Source organism: Terriglobia bacterium, assembly GCA_020072815.1.
Taxonomy (GTDB): domain Bacteria; phylum Acidobacteriota; class Terriglobia; order Terriglobales; family Acidobacteriaceae; genus Angelobacter.
Genome location: JAIQGE010000002.1, coordinates 272,306 through 286,786 on the forward strand (window position 1 = coordinate 272,306; position 14,481 = coordinate 286,786).

Genomic DNA, 14,481 nt, shown 5'->3' on the forward strand with positions numbered 1-14,481 from the left:
GTAATTGGGTAATTTGGTAATCGCGCAATTTGAAACCTGAGAGACGCGGCGGAAGGAGACTTGCCCTTTGAACCTTTACGCAATCGTGCTGGGAGTGATTGTGGTTGTGCTGCTGGTGGTCAGCACCAGCCAGATTCGCAAGGTCAAGACCAAGGCCGACTACCTGGTGGCCGGCCGCACGCTGCCCTGGTACGTGCTGGTGTTCACGCTGCTGTCTTCGTGGATTGGCTCGGGCAGTCTTTTTGGCGGCGCGGAAAATGCGTTCCACAACGGCTTCTCCGCACTGTGGCAGTCGGCGGGAGGCTGGGCCGGCCTGCTGGTGATCGTTTTTGTGGCCCAGCGCGCGCGCAAGTTTGCCCAGTTCACCATCCCTGACCTGCTGGAGGCCCGCTACAACACCGCGGCCCGCATCCTGGGAGCCATCGCCATCCTGTTTGCGTTCACGGCCATTACTTCGTACCAATTCAAGGGCGGCGGCGACGTGCTGCACCTGATCTTCCCTGACCTGGACCACGTCGCGCGCAACACGTTCGGGATTGCCGCCGGCCATGAGCATGCTCTGGGCATGGTGATCATCGCGGGCTTCGTGATCATCTTCACTGCCTTTGCCGGCATGACGTCCGTGGCCTACCTGGATGTGGTCATCGGCGCATTGGCGACGGTCACCTGCATCGCCGCGCTGCCCATCCTGATGGCCCGGGCGGGCGGCTGGAGCGGCATGCATGCGGCCCTGCCTCCTGAATACTTCCAATGGTTCGGACGTTTTGCCGTGGTGAACGGCGTCAACCAGGGTGCCTGGGCCGGCTTTGTCCGGGCCATGGAACTGTTGGTCCCGACCATGCTCCTGCTCCTGGGCAACCAAAGCATGTATCAGAAATTTTTCTCTGCGCGTTCGGAGCGCGACGCCAAGATCTCGGTCTTCGGCTGGATCATCGGGACCTTTATTCTGGAGACGGTGATTGTCGCCATCGCGGTGACTGGCGCCGCTCTCTTCATGCACGCTCCCGACGTCAAAGCCCGCGAGATCATTCCTTACGCCGCGCGCCATGGCCTGCCTGCATTCCTGGGCGCGCTGCTGATGGGAGCTGTCTTCGCGAAGGTGATTTCCACGGCCAACAACTATCTTTTTTCGCCGGCCACCAACCTGGTCAATGATATTTACACCCGCTTCCTCAAGAAGGACGCCACGGACAAGTCCGTGCTTCTGGTCTCCCGCCTGATGGTGGTGGGCCTGGGAATCTTTGCGTTGCTGCAAGGCACACTGTGGGAGTCCATCCTGGCCATGGCGCTGTACGCCTATACGATTTATTCAGCGGCGATCACGCCGGTGGTGATGGGCGCGTTCTTTTCCAAACGAGTGACTGCAGCCGCGGCGGTGTGGTCCATCGCTCTGGGTACGATCATCACCGTGGTGTGGAACCTGCAGCAGATTGCGTTGCAGAACCATCACGCTACCTTGATCCCCGCAAGCTGGCTGGCGCGTGACGCCATCTTTCCCGCGCTGGCGGTGTCAGTGTTTTCCCTGGTCGTGGTGAGCCTGTTTACGCCGGCGCCGCGCCAGGAGCAATTGGCGCTGTTCTTTGACGACGAAAGCGGACCAAAGCCCGCCAAGGCATAACCGGCGGCCGGTCATTGCTTCCGACTCTGGTAAAATTCACTGCGAGCACATAATTCAATTTCATGGCAGATACTGACATCGCACAAAAAGATTCTGGCGTGGCGGCAGCGCCCATCACACCCATGTCCATTGTGGCGCCGGCGCTGGGCTGGCTGATTCCCGGAGCCGGACACCTGGTACAGCGGCGCTGGGTCCGCGGCGGGTTGATCATGGCGTCCGTGGTGGCCATGTTTGCCTTTGGCCTGGCCATGAACGGCAAAGTCTATCCGCCCAACACCGGAGACCTGCTGGACATCCTGGGCTTTGTCGGCGACCTGGGCGCGGGTGGCCTGTACATTCTGGGCCGCGTCAACGAGTGGGGCGACACCGCCATCCGCATCGCCACCGCCGATTACGGCACCAAATTTATCGTGGTGGCCGGCCTGCTCAACGTGATGAGCGCCGTGGACGCATACCACATCGCCATCGGGAAGAAACCATAATGCTCATGGTCCTTCAAGTCTCCCACTTTACCGCCGCCGCGATCTTCGCGTTTTTCGTGTCCATCGTCTTCGGCATCACCCAGCGCAACACGGCGCGCGATATGGCGCGGTTTGCCGCGTACTGCTTCGTGCTCTTTCTGGGCGGAATGTTCGTGGCCGGCTGGCTGATGTGGCTCATCCATCATTAAATTAGCAACCGCTTGCGGACCTCGCATTCTCGGCGAGCGATCAGCACTTGGAACAAGCCCCTCGGCAGTCTTCATTTCTTGTCGCTTTCGCTCCAAACCGCTTAACGAGCTTCGCTGCGCAACGATTGCTCAGCGTTCGTAGCAGCGCGGTTCGCCGCGCAAGCCTGGCGAACCGCTCATCGGATCAACTTTCCTTGCACTCGATCCTTTGTGTTCCTTCGTGTCCTTCGTGGTTTGCTTCTAGTATCTGTTACTTCTTTTTCTTAGCGGGCGCGGCCGGCTTCTTCGCCGGGGCCTTCAACGCCTCGGCTGGAGGAATCTCTTTCCCGTCCTTGTCAATGTAGTGGATGTCAAACGCGCCGTCGGTTACCAGAAACAGCGTGCAAGCGGTGCTACATCCGAACTGATGCGGGTGTTTGCCCGGAAGATAAACGTAATCACCGGGGACCACGACGGCGGCAGCCGCATCTTTCATTTCGAGTTTGCCGTTGCCGCTGACCATCATGAGAGATTCCGTGGCGGTGTGCCAGTGCCAGGGAACGGTGCATCCCTTGGCCACCTTGAGTAGGATCACGGCGGGGCCTTTGGAGGGGTCGCCGCGCTGCACGGAAAGGCTCGAGCACGCGGGCAGTCCGTCCATGGCAGAGAACTTGGTTTTAGCTAGGGGAACGACCCCAGCTTTATCTTGCGCTGGGCTTGGGGCGGACATGGCCGCGAACAGCAGAACAGCAACTGCAAACATCCGGATGATTCTCATTCGTCTTTGTGCTCCTATACGTTTTGTTGAGGCGGGGACCAGCGAGCATTGTAAACCGGCTTTAACCACAGAGGCCACAGAGGAGCGCAGAGGGATAGGCTTGCAATCCTTTGTGTACCTTCGTGCACTTCGTGGTTATGCTTTCCTCCGTGCTCCTCTGTGCCCTCTGTGTTAAAGGTCTACCCGAAGCGGATCGTGGTCGAGTGCATCTTGACGCGTTCGCGGAAGCCCAGCCGCTGGTAGATCGCAACGGCGCGCTCATTGTCCGTCCGGACGGTCAGGAACGGCTGCTCACTGCGCGCGCGAATCCGCCGTGCCAGCTCGCGAACAAGCGCCGTGGCGTAGCCGCGTCCTTCAAAACCGGGCAGCGTGCCGACGGTGGAGATCTCGCGATACCCAGGCAGATGCAGCCGCAGGCAGGCCATGGCCACCAGTTGATTTTTGCCTTCGCTGGTGCGCTCGCGAATCCCCACAAAGCCCCCCAGCTTGTAGAGCGCGGGACTGAGTTTCCGTCCTGGGCGCGTGGTTTCATAGAGAGCGGACATCTGGGGCAGGTCAGCGGGCGTAAGGTCTTCGATGAGAAACCCGCCGGCGATGGCGGATCGCTCGGAGGCCGAAGAGGCGCGTTCACGTTTTGAAGATTCAGCGCCAGCTTCTTCCTGCGTCGTAGCGCTCGCGGCCTCCTGCACCGTTCCTTCAGCCGCGGTCGTTTGCACCATCTGCGATAGCTCCACCGCGCGGACCACGGTCCATCCCGGTGGCGGCTGCAGCTTTTGGAAAGAGAACAGACCGACCGGCTCAGGCGACAGGCGCAACAGGTCCTGGTACGCCGGCGGCAGCGGCAGGGCCAGCGCGCCATGCACGGCGACCTCCGGGGGAAAACGCCGGGCCATCCCCGCCACCAAAGCAATCTGCGATTGGTGGGTGGTCAGTGCCTTCCAGGTCGGGTTGTCGAGCGGGTGCATGGCCGATAAGTTTACGACAGTCGTTCCAGGAGATCTTTGCGATCTACCTACGGGATGCCCCATCCCCGTTCATCCCCGGAAAATATAGACTTACACGATTCATCGCCGGGGATGCTCGGTTTTCCGATCACGGCGATGTCGGCGATCACGTGCGATCACGGCGATCCCGATCGGGATACCCCCTACCCTCCCCATTCATCCCAATGATCGGTAACAACATACTTGACAAATCCACATGATTGCGCTATGCTTGGAGCATGAAAAACGAAGGAGTAAGGGAACCGAAAACGCTCCAAGAAGCGGTTATCTACTTTAGCGATGCAGACAATTGCTTGGCCTACATGGTCAAGCACCGCTGGCCCGGCGGAGTTGTCTGCCCCACCTGTGGACGGACGGACGCGACTTTCCTCAAGAATCAGCGGAAGTGGCAATGCAGAAGCCATCATGCAACCCGGCAGTTCTCCGCGAAAACGGGAACGATCTTTGAGGACTCGCCGCTGGGCTTGGACAAATGGCTTACGGCAACGTGGATGATTACCAATTGCAAGAACGGTATCAGTTCCTACGAGATTGCCCGTGATCTCGGAGTCACCCAAAAGACCGCATGGTTCATGTTGCACCGCATTCGCAAAGCAATGCAGACGGGCAGCTTCCAAAGAAAACTCGCCGGGCACGTCGAAGCAGATGAAACTTTTATCGGCGGTAAGGCCCGTTTCATGCACAAAGACAAGAGGGAAAGAATCAACAGGCGCGGCTTTGGTGGCAAGACAGTTGTGGTCGGAGTCCTTGAGCGGGGCGGCCACGTAAGAACGGAAGTTGCGCCTGACCGCGAAAGAAACACGCTGCACATGGTAGTGAAACAGCACGTCGCTCCCGGCTCTCACCTGTCCACAGATGATTGCAAGGGATATTGGGGACTCTACGGTGATTACATCCACCAGATCATTGACCATGCCGAAACTTACGTAAGCGGGAAAGTGCACACGAATGGAATGGAAAACTTCTGGAGTCTCTTGAAGCGTGGCCTCAAGGGGACTTACGTGAGTGTCGAACCTTTCCACCTGTTTCGTTACCTCGATGAGCAAATGTTCCGCTACAACAATCGTGCTACCCAAAAGCATTTCGTCAGCGATAGTGACCGCTTCCAGATGGTCGCTTCTCAGTTTGCCGGAAAGCGACTCACCTATCAGGAACTCACAGGCAAGGGAATGGAGAAACCCCGGCCCGAGGCGGTTTAAGGGTTTTAAGCCTCGCCGCCAGAATCGCGGGAAGGGCCGTGTTCGCTGGTTTTAGCCCGCTTCTTGCGGGCTTTCTTTTTGCGATCCTTCGCCAATTCCTTCTGCAATTCCGCATAAGGCACGGCAAGCAGCCCGCTCATTACCCTGTCGAATTTTTCAAACTCGGTTGGTTCTTTGTCGATTGGCATTGAATCACTTTCCCTTACTGAATTGCCCTAGGTGTTCACTACTGGGGTACTCGAAAATGCGTTTAAGTATTGTTCGCTTATCCTGCTCCTGCCATCGCTCTCCGAATATCTGTACGCAACCATGTAGTTTGTCGATTTCATCACGGCATTCTGTGATTTGAACGCCATGCCCGAATTCATCATGCCATTCCCCTCTGAGTTGTACGCGGTCAGGAAGCATTCGGACTTGAAAAACAACGTGATCTCCTCCATCTAAGACTTCCAGGGCATCATCGGTATGATTCTTATCCACGGAATTCGGGGCGTCTACTGTCCAGTGATTCTTTTCGATTTTCATTACTCTACGGCCAAAACGATCACGAATTACCGTAGATATCTCAATTCCGTTTTCTCCCTTTTCTAAAATCAACCCTGCTTCCTTCAGTAGGGACAAGGGTGTATTGTTTTCCCACCACGGAAAGATCACCCCAGAATCGCCAAACTCCAAGGCTGGACGCCCTCCCCTGTTGGGATTCCGCGCTGATATGTAGCCTGATGTCTTTGCTGATTGTTCCAGCATATAGCGACTCATTATGAAACCGCGTCCAAGATAAAAAAACAGGCATGTAGTAACAAACGATATCGCTAACTTTCTAGATTTCCCAAACTTTCTGATACTAGTAAATGCATCGATCGACACATACACCAAGGCTAAGATGGCGAGTGCCCAGACTGGAAGGGCGTAAAGTAGCGGTAAGCTAGTTGTCATACTCACCACCGCAAACAACAGCGCCGTCGCTATCCGCACAATTCGCTCTCGAACGCCTGCGTCTTCCCGTCCCCGCTCTTCGCGGGCTCTCATTGCTTTTTCCTCCGCTTTTCTGACTTTCGCCGCCGCAATTTCCTGCTTGTGTTTTTCGTTCATTGTGGGTTGGCGACTCTCTCTCCCGTCCCCGAGATATACTGGCTTTTGTTGGTGGCTGGTCATCCCCATTATCCTCCATTTGGGATGGATTCGCCAAGTATGTTGTTACCCAATGATCCCAATAAACAAAGGACTTAGCCCCTAGTATCCCAATGCCATCCCAATCGGGCCCCAATCATCGGCTGAGGTCTGGCAAGCTTTGGCTAGTCGCTAGCTGCCAGCTGCTAGATGCTTTGTTTTCAATGATCTCTGTTCTTTCACACCCTGAGGCGCGGCTCAAGGCTACTGCATTCTAAGTAGAGAATCAACAGCGAAGTAGTACATTCGTCCGCACGCCTGTCAAGTGTCCTGAAGGTCAATGCGGAGCGGAGTGCTCGGTCACCACCCAAACCAAAGAGTTTGTCATCCTGAGCGAAGCGCATGAACAATCTGTCTGTCGCAAAGATGCTTGGCGCGGAGTCGAAGGACCCCGACGATCTCCAACCCGCCATGCAGCCTCAGTGAATTTCCCCCAACCTCTTCTCGTGAAAACGCCTTGGCGCAGCAGTCATGACGTAAGCATTTTCGGCGTTTCGCTGGCTCCTTCTCAGGTTCTTTCCGATCACGGCGATCACGGCGATCACGTGCGATCTCGGCGATCTTCCCCCTCACAAATAGCTCAGGAACCCAATATCCTTTCTCCTCTGCTTCAATCCTGCGAACCAGCGGCAGGGGAGATAGAGCACAGCTACCACGATCGCGAACACCAGGTAGAGCAAGCCGAGACTCCAGACGTATCCTTCAGGAGCCGGCGGAATCATGACTGGATGGTTCAGGAACAACCATGGCGAAACCGAGCCCGAGCGTATGAGCGATACTGCAATCGCCGCCAAGTGGATCAGCGGAATGTGCAGCACGTAATAGAAGAACGGTACGCGACCGAACGTGGTGAGTACGCCGGCCACGCGGCCTCCGGCCGTTTCCAGAAAAGGCAAGATCAGCAGCACAGGGCCCAGCGTCATGAGCAGGAACAGCAGGGAAGCCGGGTACTTGTTGGTGCTGAGGAATGAAATCCAGGCAGGTGGCTGAGGCCGCCGGGGAGGAGCGCTGGGAGCGGCTTTTGCTGCGGCTTGCGCCGGCTGCGCCGGATTTGCGGCTGCTCCGGCGGCCGTACTGGTGGAAGAATTTTGAGCAGCCTGAGGATTCTGCGGCTGCTGGCTCTGCGCGACAACCGGTCGCGGCGCCGGCTTGGGTGCACTCCATGGCCGCGGGTCGCCATAGAGGTTGAAGCCGCGCAAGACCAGGAACAGTGCGATGGCCGCCGTCCCCAGGGCGAGACAGATGTTGCGGCGCGAGCGAGCGTCCATGATGACCACGCGCCCAAACGCGTAGCCCAGCGCCATGACGCAGATCCAGGGGACAATCGAATACAGCACAAACAGAGTCGACCCGTGGTTGCCAAGCTCGATCGGTCCGCCAAAATACAGAACCTGCCACAGCCAGCCCCAAGAACTTTTTCCAATCAGGGGGAACAAAGCCTGCGAATACGCGTCGAGAATGTTGTGGCCGAACACCAGCACCACGCCGAAGGCGGCGAGCACGCGCACCGGCAAAAAGATCAAGCCGGCCAGCAGGACCATGCACCAGCCGATCACCCAGATAACTCCGGCCAGCAGGTAGTGGCTGAAATCAAAATTGAACGTCCAGGCGACGCGGAGGACTGTCAATTCAAGAAGCACCAGCCACAAACCGCGCGTCCACAGAAAGCGGGCCAGCGTGCCGGTGGTGGCCAGCTTGCGGCCGTGAAGAAATGCGGAAGAGCCGGCCAGAAAGATGAAGGCCGGGGCCACAAAGTGTGTGATCCATCGCGTGAGAAAGATGCCCGGCGTTGGGCCGCCCGCGGGCAGTCCGGAAAAAACGCGCACGTGGTCAATCGCCATCAGAACCATCACCGCGCCGCGCACGATATCAATGGACACAACGCGCGCCGGGCCGGGCGGGACAATCCGGTTGCCATAGTTCACCAGGATTTGGTGCGCGGTACCGGGGTCAGTGGCCGTGGATGATGTCGGCATGTGTCATTCCCTCCGCCGGATATAGATACACGTGACATTAGACGGGATTCCGCACGTTCGTTATCGCCAGAAACCATGAAAGTGTAGCAACGCGGGATGAGATGCGGAGGAGAAAAGTCAGGGCTTGTGGGACGAGCCGGGCGGCGCGTCGGACGGCGCGTCGGACAGGGGAGAAGAATGTCCCGTACCGCCTTTGCGTTTCTGAACGGCCTGGCGAAGAAGGTATTCGATCTGGCCATTCACGCTGCGCAGTTCATCCTGCGCCCAGGACTCCAGGTCCGCCCAGAGCGCGGGATCAATGCGCAGCAAAAATGATTTTCGTTCCGCCATGGTTCTCTAATGTATGACCTCATGCGCTCAAGCGCCCGCTCGGATGTGGCCCTAAACGGCCCGGCCGAAGCCGCCCCCTTCAAAGCTTTTGCGTCCTTTGCGGTGGCGCCTCGGTTTTCTGGAGTGCCTCCGCGCCTCCGCGGTGAAACATCCTGTATCCCGGATGAACCGATGTTCAGATCGCCGATCTCCCGATGTCCCGATTGGTTTACGTGTACAGCGTTCCGGTGTTCACCACCGGATGCACTTCCGATTCGGCGCACAAGACCACCATGAGATTGCTGACCATGGCGGCGCGGCGCTCGTCGTCCAGTGTGACCACGCCTTTTTCCGCCAGCTCTCGGAGCGCCATGTCCACCATGCTGACGGCGCCCTGCACAATGGTTTTCCGCGCGGCGATGACCGCTTCCGCCTGCTGGCGGCGCAGCATGGCCTGGGCGATTTCCGGCGCGTACGCCAGGTGCGTGAGCCGGGCTTCATCCACGGTGACGCCGGCCTTGGCCAGCCGTTCCTGCAGCTCCGCGCGCAACGCCGCGGAAACTTCTTCCACGTTGCTGCGTAGCGTGGCCTCGTTGGCTTCGCCGTGGTCGTACGAATAAAGGTTGGCCAGGTGGCGCAATGACGATTCGCTCTGCATGGTCACGTAGTTCTCGTAGTTGTCCACGTCAAACATGGCTTGCGCCGTGTCATTCACGCGCCACACAACTACCGCGCCAATCTCAATCGGATTACCGCCCTTGTCGTTGACTTTGAGTTTTTCGCCGTTGAGCGTGCGCGCGCGCAGAGAGATCTTGTTGCGGCCCAGGGGACGCTGTCCCACCGTTGGCGCCGCACCGGCCTTGGCTGCGGCAATGCGGCCCTGCCAGGACGCAGCCGCTTGCGGTCCGTTCGAATAGAACGGATTGCCCCAGTGGAACCCGCTGGTCCGCACCGTGCCTTTGTATTTGCCGAACAGCACCAGCACGCGGGCTTCATTGGGTTGCAGGGTGAACAGACCGGTGAGCAGGATGACGAGCACAGGCAACATCAACATCGCCGGAACAAAGAGTTCAAAGTGGGGATGACCCAGGGTCTCCACGCCGTCTTTGATCGAATAGACAAACAGGGCAATGTCCGCCAGCAGCAGCGCGATCAGCAGGACCAGCATCATGGCTCCGCTGGGCACGGTTACCACCCGCTCGTGGTTCAGGGAAGTGGTTTGAATGGTGTTCATGGTTGCAATTCCTTAACAAGCATCGCTTGTTATCAGTATGATATCATAAAGATAACACAACAGCAGAAGCTAAATATTTCCATATTAATCAATAGCTTATCGAGATTGGCCCTGGGCGTTGAAGGGAATGCTCGGAAGCGGGTTGACCGGATTACAAGTTTGCGAGAGTTGAGGCTGCACGCCGTCACGCCGGCACAAGGAAATCTAATTTTCACTCACCTGCGGCTCTGTTTGGCGGTATCATCTGCGCCAACGAGTGAGATGCGCCATCATTCTGCTTGAACGGAGATAGACAATGAAGCCACTTCGTTGGTGTATCACTGCAATTTGGTTCGGTTTGGCAGTTTACGTTGGGCTCATGTTTCTGCAGGGCCCATTGGTTCAGAGTTGGTCAACCGTCCATGACTTTGGCGGCTGGCTGAGCTTCCTGAAGATGCTATTAGGACTTGCCTTGGTGGAACTGGTCTTTGTCGCCGCCTATCTGGCGGCACGAGGTATCCCGGGCCTGATGGGTTCGGCGGATTCCACAACCACCACTTCATCCGTGGGCTTTCCCGCGCAACCTACGGTGGCCGTTGGCATCTGGCTGTTGTTTCTGATTGTCCTCCTGGTGGCCGGGTTACTGGCTGTGCTGGGGAATACAGCCGGCGCTGATGCCGGAGGTTTCAAGGGATGGACCGCGCAATCGGACGTGAAGAATTTACTGGTCACCATGCTGGCTGCAGGGATCGGAAGCTTGATCACGGCCATGCTGGGATACGTGGAGCATGCCAGCGAAAAGACCGACTTCAAGCTGGCATTCGTGCCCTGGTACGTGGCCCGTCCGGTGATGGGTACGCTGCTCGGCTTGATCTTCTATTTCATCATCCGCGGCGGCCTCTTTGTCACCGTCAACCCAAGTTCCACCACTAAATTTGACCCCAAAGACCTAAACGTATGGACGCTGGCCGGCATGGGCTCCCTGGTGGGAATGTTCAGCAAGAACGCGATTTCCAAGCTGCAGGAAATCTTTGAAACACTCTTCGCCAAGAAGCCCGGGTCAAATGGCGGCGCCATTGACGAGGGCGGCGGTGGCGACAATAGCGGCCAGGCGGGGAACGGTGGTCAGCAGGCAGGGAATGGCAGCCAAGCGGGCAACGGTGGTCAAGCAGGGAGCGGTGGTCAGGCTGCAGCGAGCGGCGGCCAGGGAAGTGCCAAGCCGGGTGGTCAAAGCGGTGAGGGCGACAAGAAATAAATAAGGATCAGTCAACTCACTCGACCGAAGAGCTTAGCTCGGCTCTCGGATTCAATAGAGGCACAGAGCAGATATCGATTCCCGCTAATCCAGGAAACCGCAGGGCGTGTTAATCTCCGCTCCCCGTGCAGTAGGGCCCCAAGGCGGGCATGATGAAAATGTCTGCGACCTCCGGCAGGAACGTGGCGAGACCACCCGTAAAACGAATGCATTCTTTTCCCACGAAGACGTTGATGTGTTGCCGGATCTCACCCTGCTCGTCGACGATACGGTCGTGCAAGCCAGGGTGAAGGCTCCAGAGAGATTCGAAGGCATCTCGAACAGTACATGAGTGGTTCGGGAGCGTGATAACAACTCGGCCGTCCGTGTAGACGGAAAGCTTACCGGGCAGGCGCACAGTGATTCGCATCAGTCCACCTTGCAAAGACAGGAACCGCTCCGCCAACCGTAAGTCTGACCTCGATCGCGCGCTTCTCCTAAATTGCGATTTGTTTCGGCTCGACAGCGCGCCAGGAACGATCTTTTGACGTTGCCCGTGAAGCCTGCTCACGTTCCCGCACCGATAGAATGGTTAGCCCACTCTACCCCTTTCAGCGATCATTTGCAGAACGAAGACCGCGGGCGCACCCCTGCTTTAATATCGCGATGCCAGGTTGCGATTGCGCACTCCCAGTTTCTTCAAAATACGATGGACGTGGTTCTTGGCCGTGTACTCGGAAATACAAAGTTTCGCGGCAATCTCCTTGTTGGTCAGATTGTGGGAAACCAACCCCAGTACTTTTCGCTCGCGAATGGTTAGGACCGGAGAGGGGAGAACCGGTTGGCTTTGGCTGCTGGCAAGATTGGCAAGGTGGGAAAACAAGGCATGGGTGATGTGGGGCGGGCAGGTAAATTCCTCGTTTCCGACCGATTGCAACACCCGGATCAGCTCCTCTGACGAAGAAGATGGTGGCACGTATCCGCTGGCTCCAGCGGCAGCCAACCTCACTACTTTCTCTTCTGATTCCTCCACTCCAAGGATGACCACCTTCGCAGTCGGATAACGGGTAGTGATGGAATGAACCAACTCCAGGGCGGGATCAATACGAGAATCCACATCGACGACGATGATTCCGTACGTTCCGAGCGCATCGGGGTTTGGTTGAGCAAAGGGGGCAGCAACAAAGCTTGAGTGACAGTTTAGCGAAAGCGCCACCGACTCGGCACGGTAGCGACAGGAAGAAATGACAGCGACGTTCGCGGCTGGTGAACTCATCGAGCCTCTGCTCGTGCTTTCCATTGGATCCGAGGCCGAAAGGGTTCGTGCACTATAACACCGAGTCGGGGAAATTACTACTTCTCCGTAATTCGGGTGGTGTCCTAATTTGCAAATTTAGGACACTAGCATAATTCGTTTTCGATGTGGGCCCAAGCTCAGAGTCGGCTTTTGAGGCCCGCCCATTTTTTCCCGCCACACATCAGGTGGGCGTCCAAGACACCTACGGCGTGGGGTCGAGCCCGGGTTGCCAATAGCACCAGCAATCCACACTGTCGCAACCTCGGATAAGCCAGAGGAGCGGGAGAGGACTGATGCTAGGGGGCTGGCGGACCAAGGTGATGCCCATGATGATAAGGATTCTTCTGGGGACGGTCGGGGCGGAATGGGCGAAAATGTTGGCCGAAATTATCCAGAAAGACCAGGAACTCAAGATTGTTGCTGTGTGCGAAGACCCGCTCGATCTGCTCATCCGCGCAGGTGAGCTCTCGGCAGATGTGGTTGTGCTCACCCAGTTGCCACAAGGGCTTGAGCCGGGGATCTGCAGTCACCTGCTGCTCGAGCATCCCAACCTTGCCTTGGTGCTTCTCCCGGAGCGGCCAGGAAGGAACGTTCTGTGGCGATTGATGCTTCGTAAAGAGTCTTGGAGCGATGCCGACGAATACGCTCTCCACCTCGCCCTGCGGAGTCGGCGCGCCGATCCGTATACCAGAGAAAGCTAGCCCGCCCACGATTCAGGCGGTTCGAGCGCGGCCTGCGCCCGGATGAAGCACGTACGCCTGAGGAGACTGGGGCTTGATCCACGCCGCCTCGTGGCGGTTTCTTACTTTGAGTTTCTCCAGAAGATGATGCACATGGTTTTTGACCGTGTTGGCTGATATGCACAGGCGATCGGCAATCTCTTTGTTGCTTAAACCATCCTTTACCAGAAGCAGGATCTCTCTTTCACGAATTGTAAGTTGCTCTTTGGGAGCGGAAACCGGCGCACTACTCCGCCGGTGAATCGCGCTGAGCACGAGCTGAGTAACGCGTCCGGAGCATGACACGCGGTTGTCGCAGACCATCCGCAGAGTGTTTGCCAAGTGGGAAAGGCTGTCAGCGCTCCGCACCCACGCACAGGCGCCTTCTTCGATGAAGCGAACCATGTCCGCATCCGATCCCTCAACCCCCAGCAGCACGATTTTTCCGGAAGGATATTTCGTTCGTCCCTGGTGCACGTTGGCGATGACGGCTTCAGGGCTCCCGGCGGCAGCGACTAGAACAACGCCGACTGGATTAACAGGAGTCTCGGACTCGATCTCTGGATCACAAACGATCCAATCATAATTAGAGAGAGCAATTTTGACCGCTTCGTAAGGCAGGCGCTGAAGTCCGATGGCTACGGCTACGTTCTTCAGCATATCCAAATCTTCCACAGGTGCCCCCCCCAGTAATTAACGTGCTAGCCAAGGCCAGATCGGCTTCCAGAACGGAAGCGCGTTAACACATTGACTTCGCTGCGAGGCTCAATTTAGCGGGATAAACCATAGACCACAATCCTCTGATGGTCCCAAAAAGATTCATTTCTCAGCGCGGCCTTTTCCCGTTTTGGGATTTTTCCAGGAAATCGTTCACGGTCGGCGCCAGCTCTTATGCCCAAAAGCCAATGGAAATCTGGGTGCTTAGGTGTTCACAAAATGAAAACAGAATTCCTCGAAGGTCCCCACTCGCGGTCACTCTCACTACCAGCACACGCAGATCTGCGGCCGAACTTCCGTGGGCGCGCTACCTTTTGCTGTGGCCAGCGCGCCATAGAGATAAGACACGCAACCCGTCAAATCCTGAACGTAGATTAAGTCCAATGCTAAGTAGCAAATTACGCTCGGGAGAAGTTGAGGAATTAAAGCGCGCCCTACATGCACGACGGTCGTTCAGATCTTTGCCGGGGAAAAAGCCTCCGATTCCGCGCGCACGTTCCATGGGTCCCCACTTCTGCATAACAGATATTCATGGAGATTGAACCCTTGTGTTCGGTCATGACAACTGGGCGAACACTCACTGCACTCTGAGTTGCGG

16 protein-coding genes are annotated in these 14,481 nt (G+C 57.1%); 6 read left to right on the forward strand and 10 right to left on the reverse strand.

Going from position 1 to position 14,481, the window contains the following annotated elements:
* Positions 1–67 precede the first annotated feature (67 nt).
* The 3 genes from LAO20_05140 to LAO20_05150 all read left to right on the forward strand — a co-directional run bounded on the left by LAO20_05140 (position 68) and on the right by LAO20_05150 (position 2,288).
* On the forward strand, positions 68–1,618 hold the full coding sequence (locus tag LAO20_05140; GenBank protein MBZ5530797.1) for a sodium:solute symporter family protein: 1,551 nt from the start codon (positions 68–70) through the stop codon (positions 1,616–1,618).
* A 62-nt stretch (positions 1,619–1,680) separates the two neighbouring features.
* Positions 1,681–2,100 carry a hypothetical protein gene (locus LAO20_05145; protein ID MBZ5530798.1) on the forward strand — a complete coding sequence of 140 codons (420 nt, stop codon included), beginning with the start codon at positions 1,681–1,683 and terminating at the stop codon, positions 2,098–2,100.
* A 5-nt stretch (positions 2,101–2,105) separates the two neighbouring features.
* Positions 2,106–2,288, forward strand: coding sequence for a hypothetical protein (locus LAO20_05150; protein ID MBZ5530799.1), 183 nt, complete (start codon positions 2,106–2,108; stop codon positions 2,286–2,288).
* A gap of 250 nt (positions 2,289–2,538) precedes the next feature.
* Here LAO20_05150 and LAO20_05155 read toward each other — a convergent pair whose 3' ends face one another.
* Together LAO20_05155 and LAO20_05160 are read right to left on the reverse strand one after the other, a co-directional pair.
* The gene (locus tag LAO20_05155; GenBank protein MBZ5530800.1) at positions 2,539–3,045 is read right to left on the reverse strand and encodes a cupin domain-containing protein; all 507 of its coding nucleotides are present in this window, start codon (positions 3,043–3,045) and stop codon (positions 2,539–2,541) included.
* Between the two features lie 179 nt (positions 3,046–3,224).
* Entirely contained in the window at positions 3,225–4,010 is a 786-nt protein-coding gene (locus LAO20_05160; GenBank protein MBZ5530801.1) for a GNAT family N-acetyltransferase, read from the reverse strand.
* A gap of 257 nt (positions 4,011–4,267) precedes the next feature.
* Here LAO20_05160 and LAO20_05165 point away from each other — a divergent pair, with 257 nt between their 5' ends.
* Positions 4,268–5,248, forward strand: a complete 981-nt coding sequence (locus LAO20_05165) for an IS1595 family transposase (protein ID MBZ5530802.1) — start codon at positions 4,268–4,270, stop codon at positions 5,246–5,248.
* A gap of 5 nt (positions 5,249–5,253) precedes the next feature.
* On the opposite strand, the gene LAO20_05170 is transcribed toward LAO20_05165, so the two are convergent.
* From LAO20_05170 to LAO20_05190, 5 genes are all read right to left on the reverse strand, one after another.
* Entirely contained in the window at positions 5,254–5,436 is a 183-nt protein-coding gene (locus LAO20_05170; protein ID MBZ5530803.1) for a hypothetical protein, read from the reverse strand.
* A 4-nt stretch (positions 5,437–5,440) separates the two neighbouring features.
* Positions 5,441–6,403, reverse strand: a complete 963-nt coding sequence (locus LAO20_05175) for a hypothetical protein (protein MBZ5530804.1) — start codon at positions 6,401–6,403, stop codon at positions 5,441–5,443.
* 584 nt (positions 6,404–6,987) lie between these two features.
* Complete coding sequence (locus LAO20_05180) at positions 6,988–8,394, reverse strand: heparan-alpha-glucosaminide N-acetyltransferase domain-containing protein (GenBank protein MBZ5530805.1); 1,407 nt, start codon at positions 8,392–8,394, stop codon at positions 6,988–6,990.
* A gap of 117 nt (positions 8,395–8,511) precedes the next feature.
* Positions 8,512–8,724 (reverse strand): Arc family DNA-binding protein, encoded by a 213-nt coding sequence (locus tag LAO20_05185; GenBank protein ID MBZ5530806.1) that lies wholly within the window; start codon positions 8,722–8,724, stop codon positions 8,512–8,514.
* A gap of 208 nt (positions 8,725–8,932) precedes the next feature.
* On the reverse strand, positions 8,933–9,871 hold the full coding sequence (locus LAO20_05190; protein ID MBZ5530807.1) for an SPFH domain-containing protein: 939 nt from the start codon (positions 9,869–9,871) through the stop codon (positions 8,933–8,935).
* 442 nt (positions 9,872–10,313) lie between these two features.
* Here LAO20_05190 and LAO20_05195 point away from each other — a divergent pair, with 442 nt between their 5' ends.
* Positions 10,314–11,171, forward strand: a complete 858-nt coding sequence (locus LAO20_05195) for a hypothetical protein (protein MBZ5530808.1) — start codon at positions 10,314–10,316, stop codon at positions 11,169–11,171.
* 109 nt (positions 11,172–11,280) lie between these two features.
* On the opposite strand, the gene LAO20_05200 is transcribed toward LAO20_05195, so the two are convergent.
* Together LAO20_05200 and LAO20_05205 are read right to left on the reverse strand one after the other, a co-directional pair.
* Positions 11,281–11,451 (reverse strand): hypothetical protein, encoded by a 171-nt coding sequence (locus LAO20_05200; GenBank protein MBZ5530809.1) that lies wholly within the window; start codon positions 11,449–11,451, stop codon positions 11,281–11,283.
* A gap of 354 nt (positions 11,452–11,805) precedes the next feature.
* Positions 11,806–12,426 carry a response regulator transcription factor gene (locus LAO20_05205; protein MBZ5530810.1) on the reverse strand — a complete coding sequence of 207 codons (621 nt, stop codon included), beginning with the start codon at positions 12,424–12,426 and terminating at the stop codon, positions 11,806–11,808.
* Between the two features lie 347 nt (positions 12,427–12,773).
* Between LAO20_05205 and LAO20_05210 the strand changes: the two genes are divergently transcribed.
* On the forward strand, positions 12,774–13,148 hold the full coding sequence (locus LAO20_05210) for a hypothetical protein (GenBank protein ID MBZ5530811.1): 375 nt from the start codon (positions 12,774–12,776) through the stop codon (positions 13,146–13,148).
* A gap of 12 nt (positions 13,149–13,160) precedes the next feature.
* On the opposite strand, the gene LAO20_05215 is transcribed toward LAO20_05210, so the two are convergent.
* Positions 13,161–13,571, reverse strand: a complete 411-nt coding sequence (locus tag LAO20_05215; protein ID MBZ5530812.1) for a response regulator transcription factor — start codon at positions 13,569–13,571, stop codon at positions 13,161–13,163.
* Between the last annotated feature and the right edge of the window lie 910 nt (positions 13,572–14,481).

Bases quoted from the DNA above. Each gene is read 5' to 3' on its own strand.
- LAO20_05170 (MBZ5530803.1), bottom strand. From the start codon at position 5,436: ATGCCAATCGACAAAGAACCAACCGAGTTTGAAAAATTCGACAGGGTA.
- LAO20_05145 (MBZ5530798.1), top strand. From the start codon at position 1,681: ATGGCAGATACTGACATCGCACAAAAAGATTCTGGCGTGGCGGCAGCG.
- LAO20_05180 (MBZ5530805.1), bottom strand. From the start codon at position 8,394: ATGCCGACATCATCCACGGCCACTGACCCCGGTACCGCGCACCAAATC.
- LAO20_05210 (MBZ5530811.1), top strand. From the start codon at position 12,774: ATGATGATAAGGATTCTTCTGGGGACGGTCGGGGCGGAATGGGCGAAA.
- LAO20_05215 (MBZ5530812.1), bottom strand. From the start codon at position 13,571: ATGGTTCGCTTCATCGAAGAAGGCGCCTGTGCGTGGGTGCGGAGCGCT.
- LAO20_05155 (MBZ5530800.1), bottom strand. From the start codon at position 3,045: ATGAGAATCATCCGGATGTTTGCAGTTGCTGTTCTGCTGTTCGCGGCC.
- LAO20_05205 (MBZ5530810.1), bottom strand. From the start codon at position 12,426: ATGAGTTCACCAGCCGCGAACGTCGCTGTCATTTCTTCCTGTCGCTAC.
- LAO20_05165 (MBZ5530802.1), top strand. From the start codon at position 4,268: ATGAAAAACGAAGGAGTAAGGGAACCGAAAACGCTCCAAGAAGCGGTT.
- LAO20_05160 (MBZ5530801.1), bottom strand. From the start codon at position 4,010: ATGCACCCGCTCGACAACCCGACCTGGAAGGCACTGACCACCCACCAA.
- LAO20_05185 (MBZ5530806.1), bottom strand. From the start codon at position 8,724: ATGGCGGAACGAAAATCATTTTTGCTGCGCATTGATCCCGCGCTCTGG.
- LAO20_05190 (MBZ5530807.1), bottom strand. From the start codon at position 9,871: ATGCTGGTCCTGCTGATCGCGCTGCTGCTGGCGGACATTGCCCTGTTT.
- LAO20_05175 (MBZ5530804.1), bottom strand. From the start codon at position 6,403: ATGACCAGCCACCAACAAAAGCCAGTATATCTCGGGGACGGGAGAGAG.
- LAO20_05150 (MBZ5530799.1), top strand. From the start codon at position 2,106: ATGGTCCTTCAAGTCTCCCACTTTACCGCCGCCGCGATCTTCGCGTTT.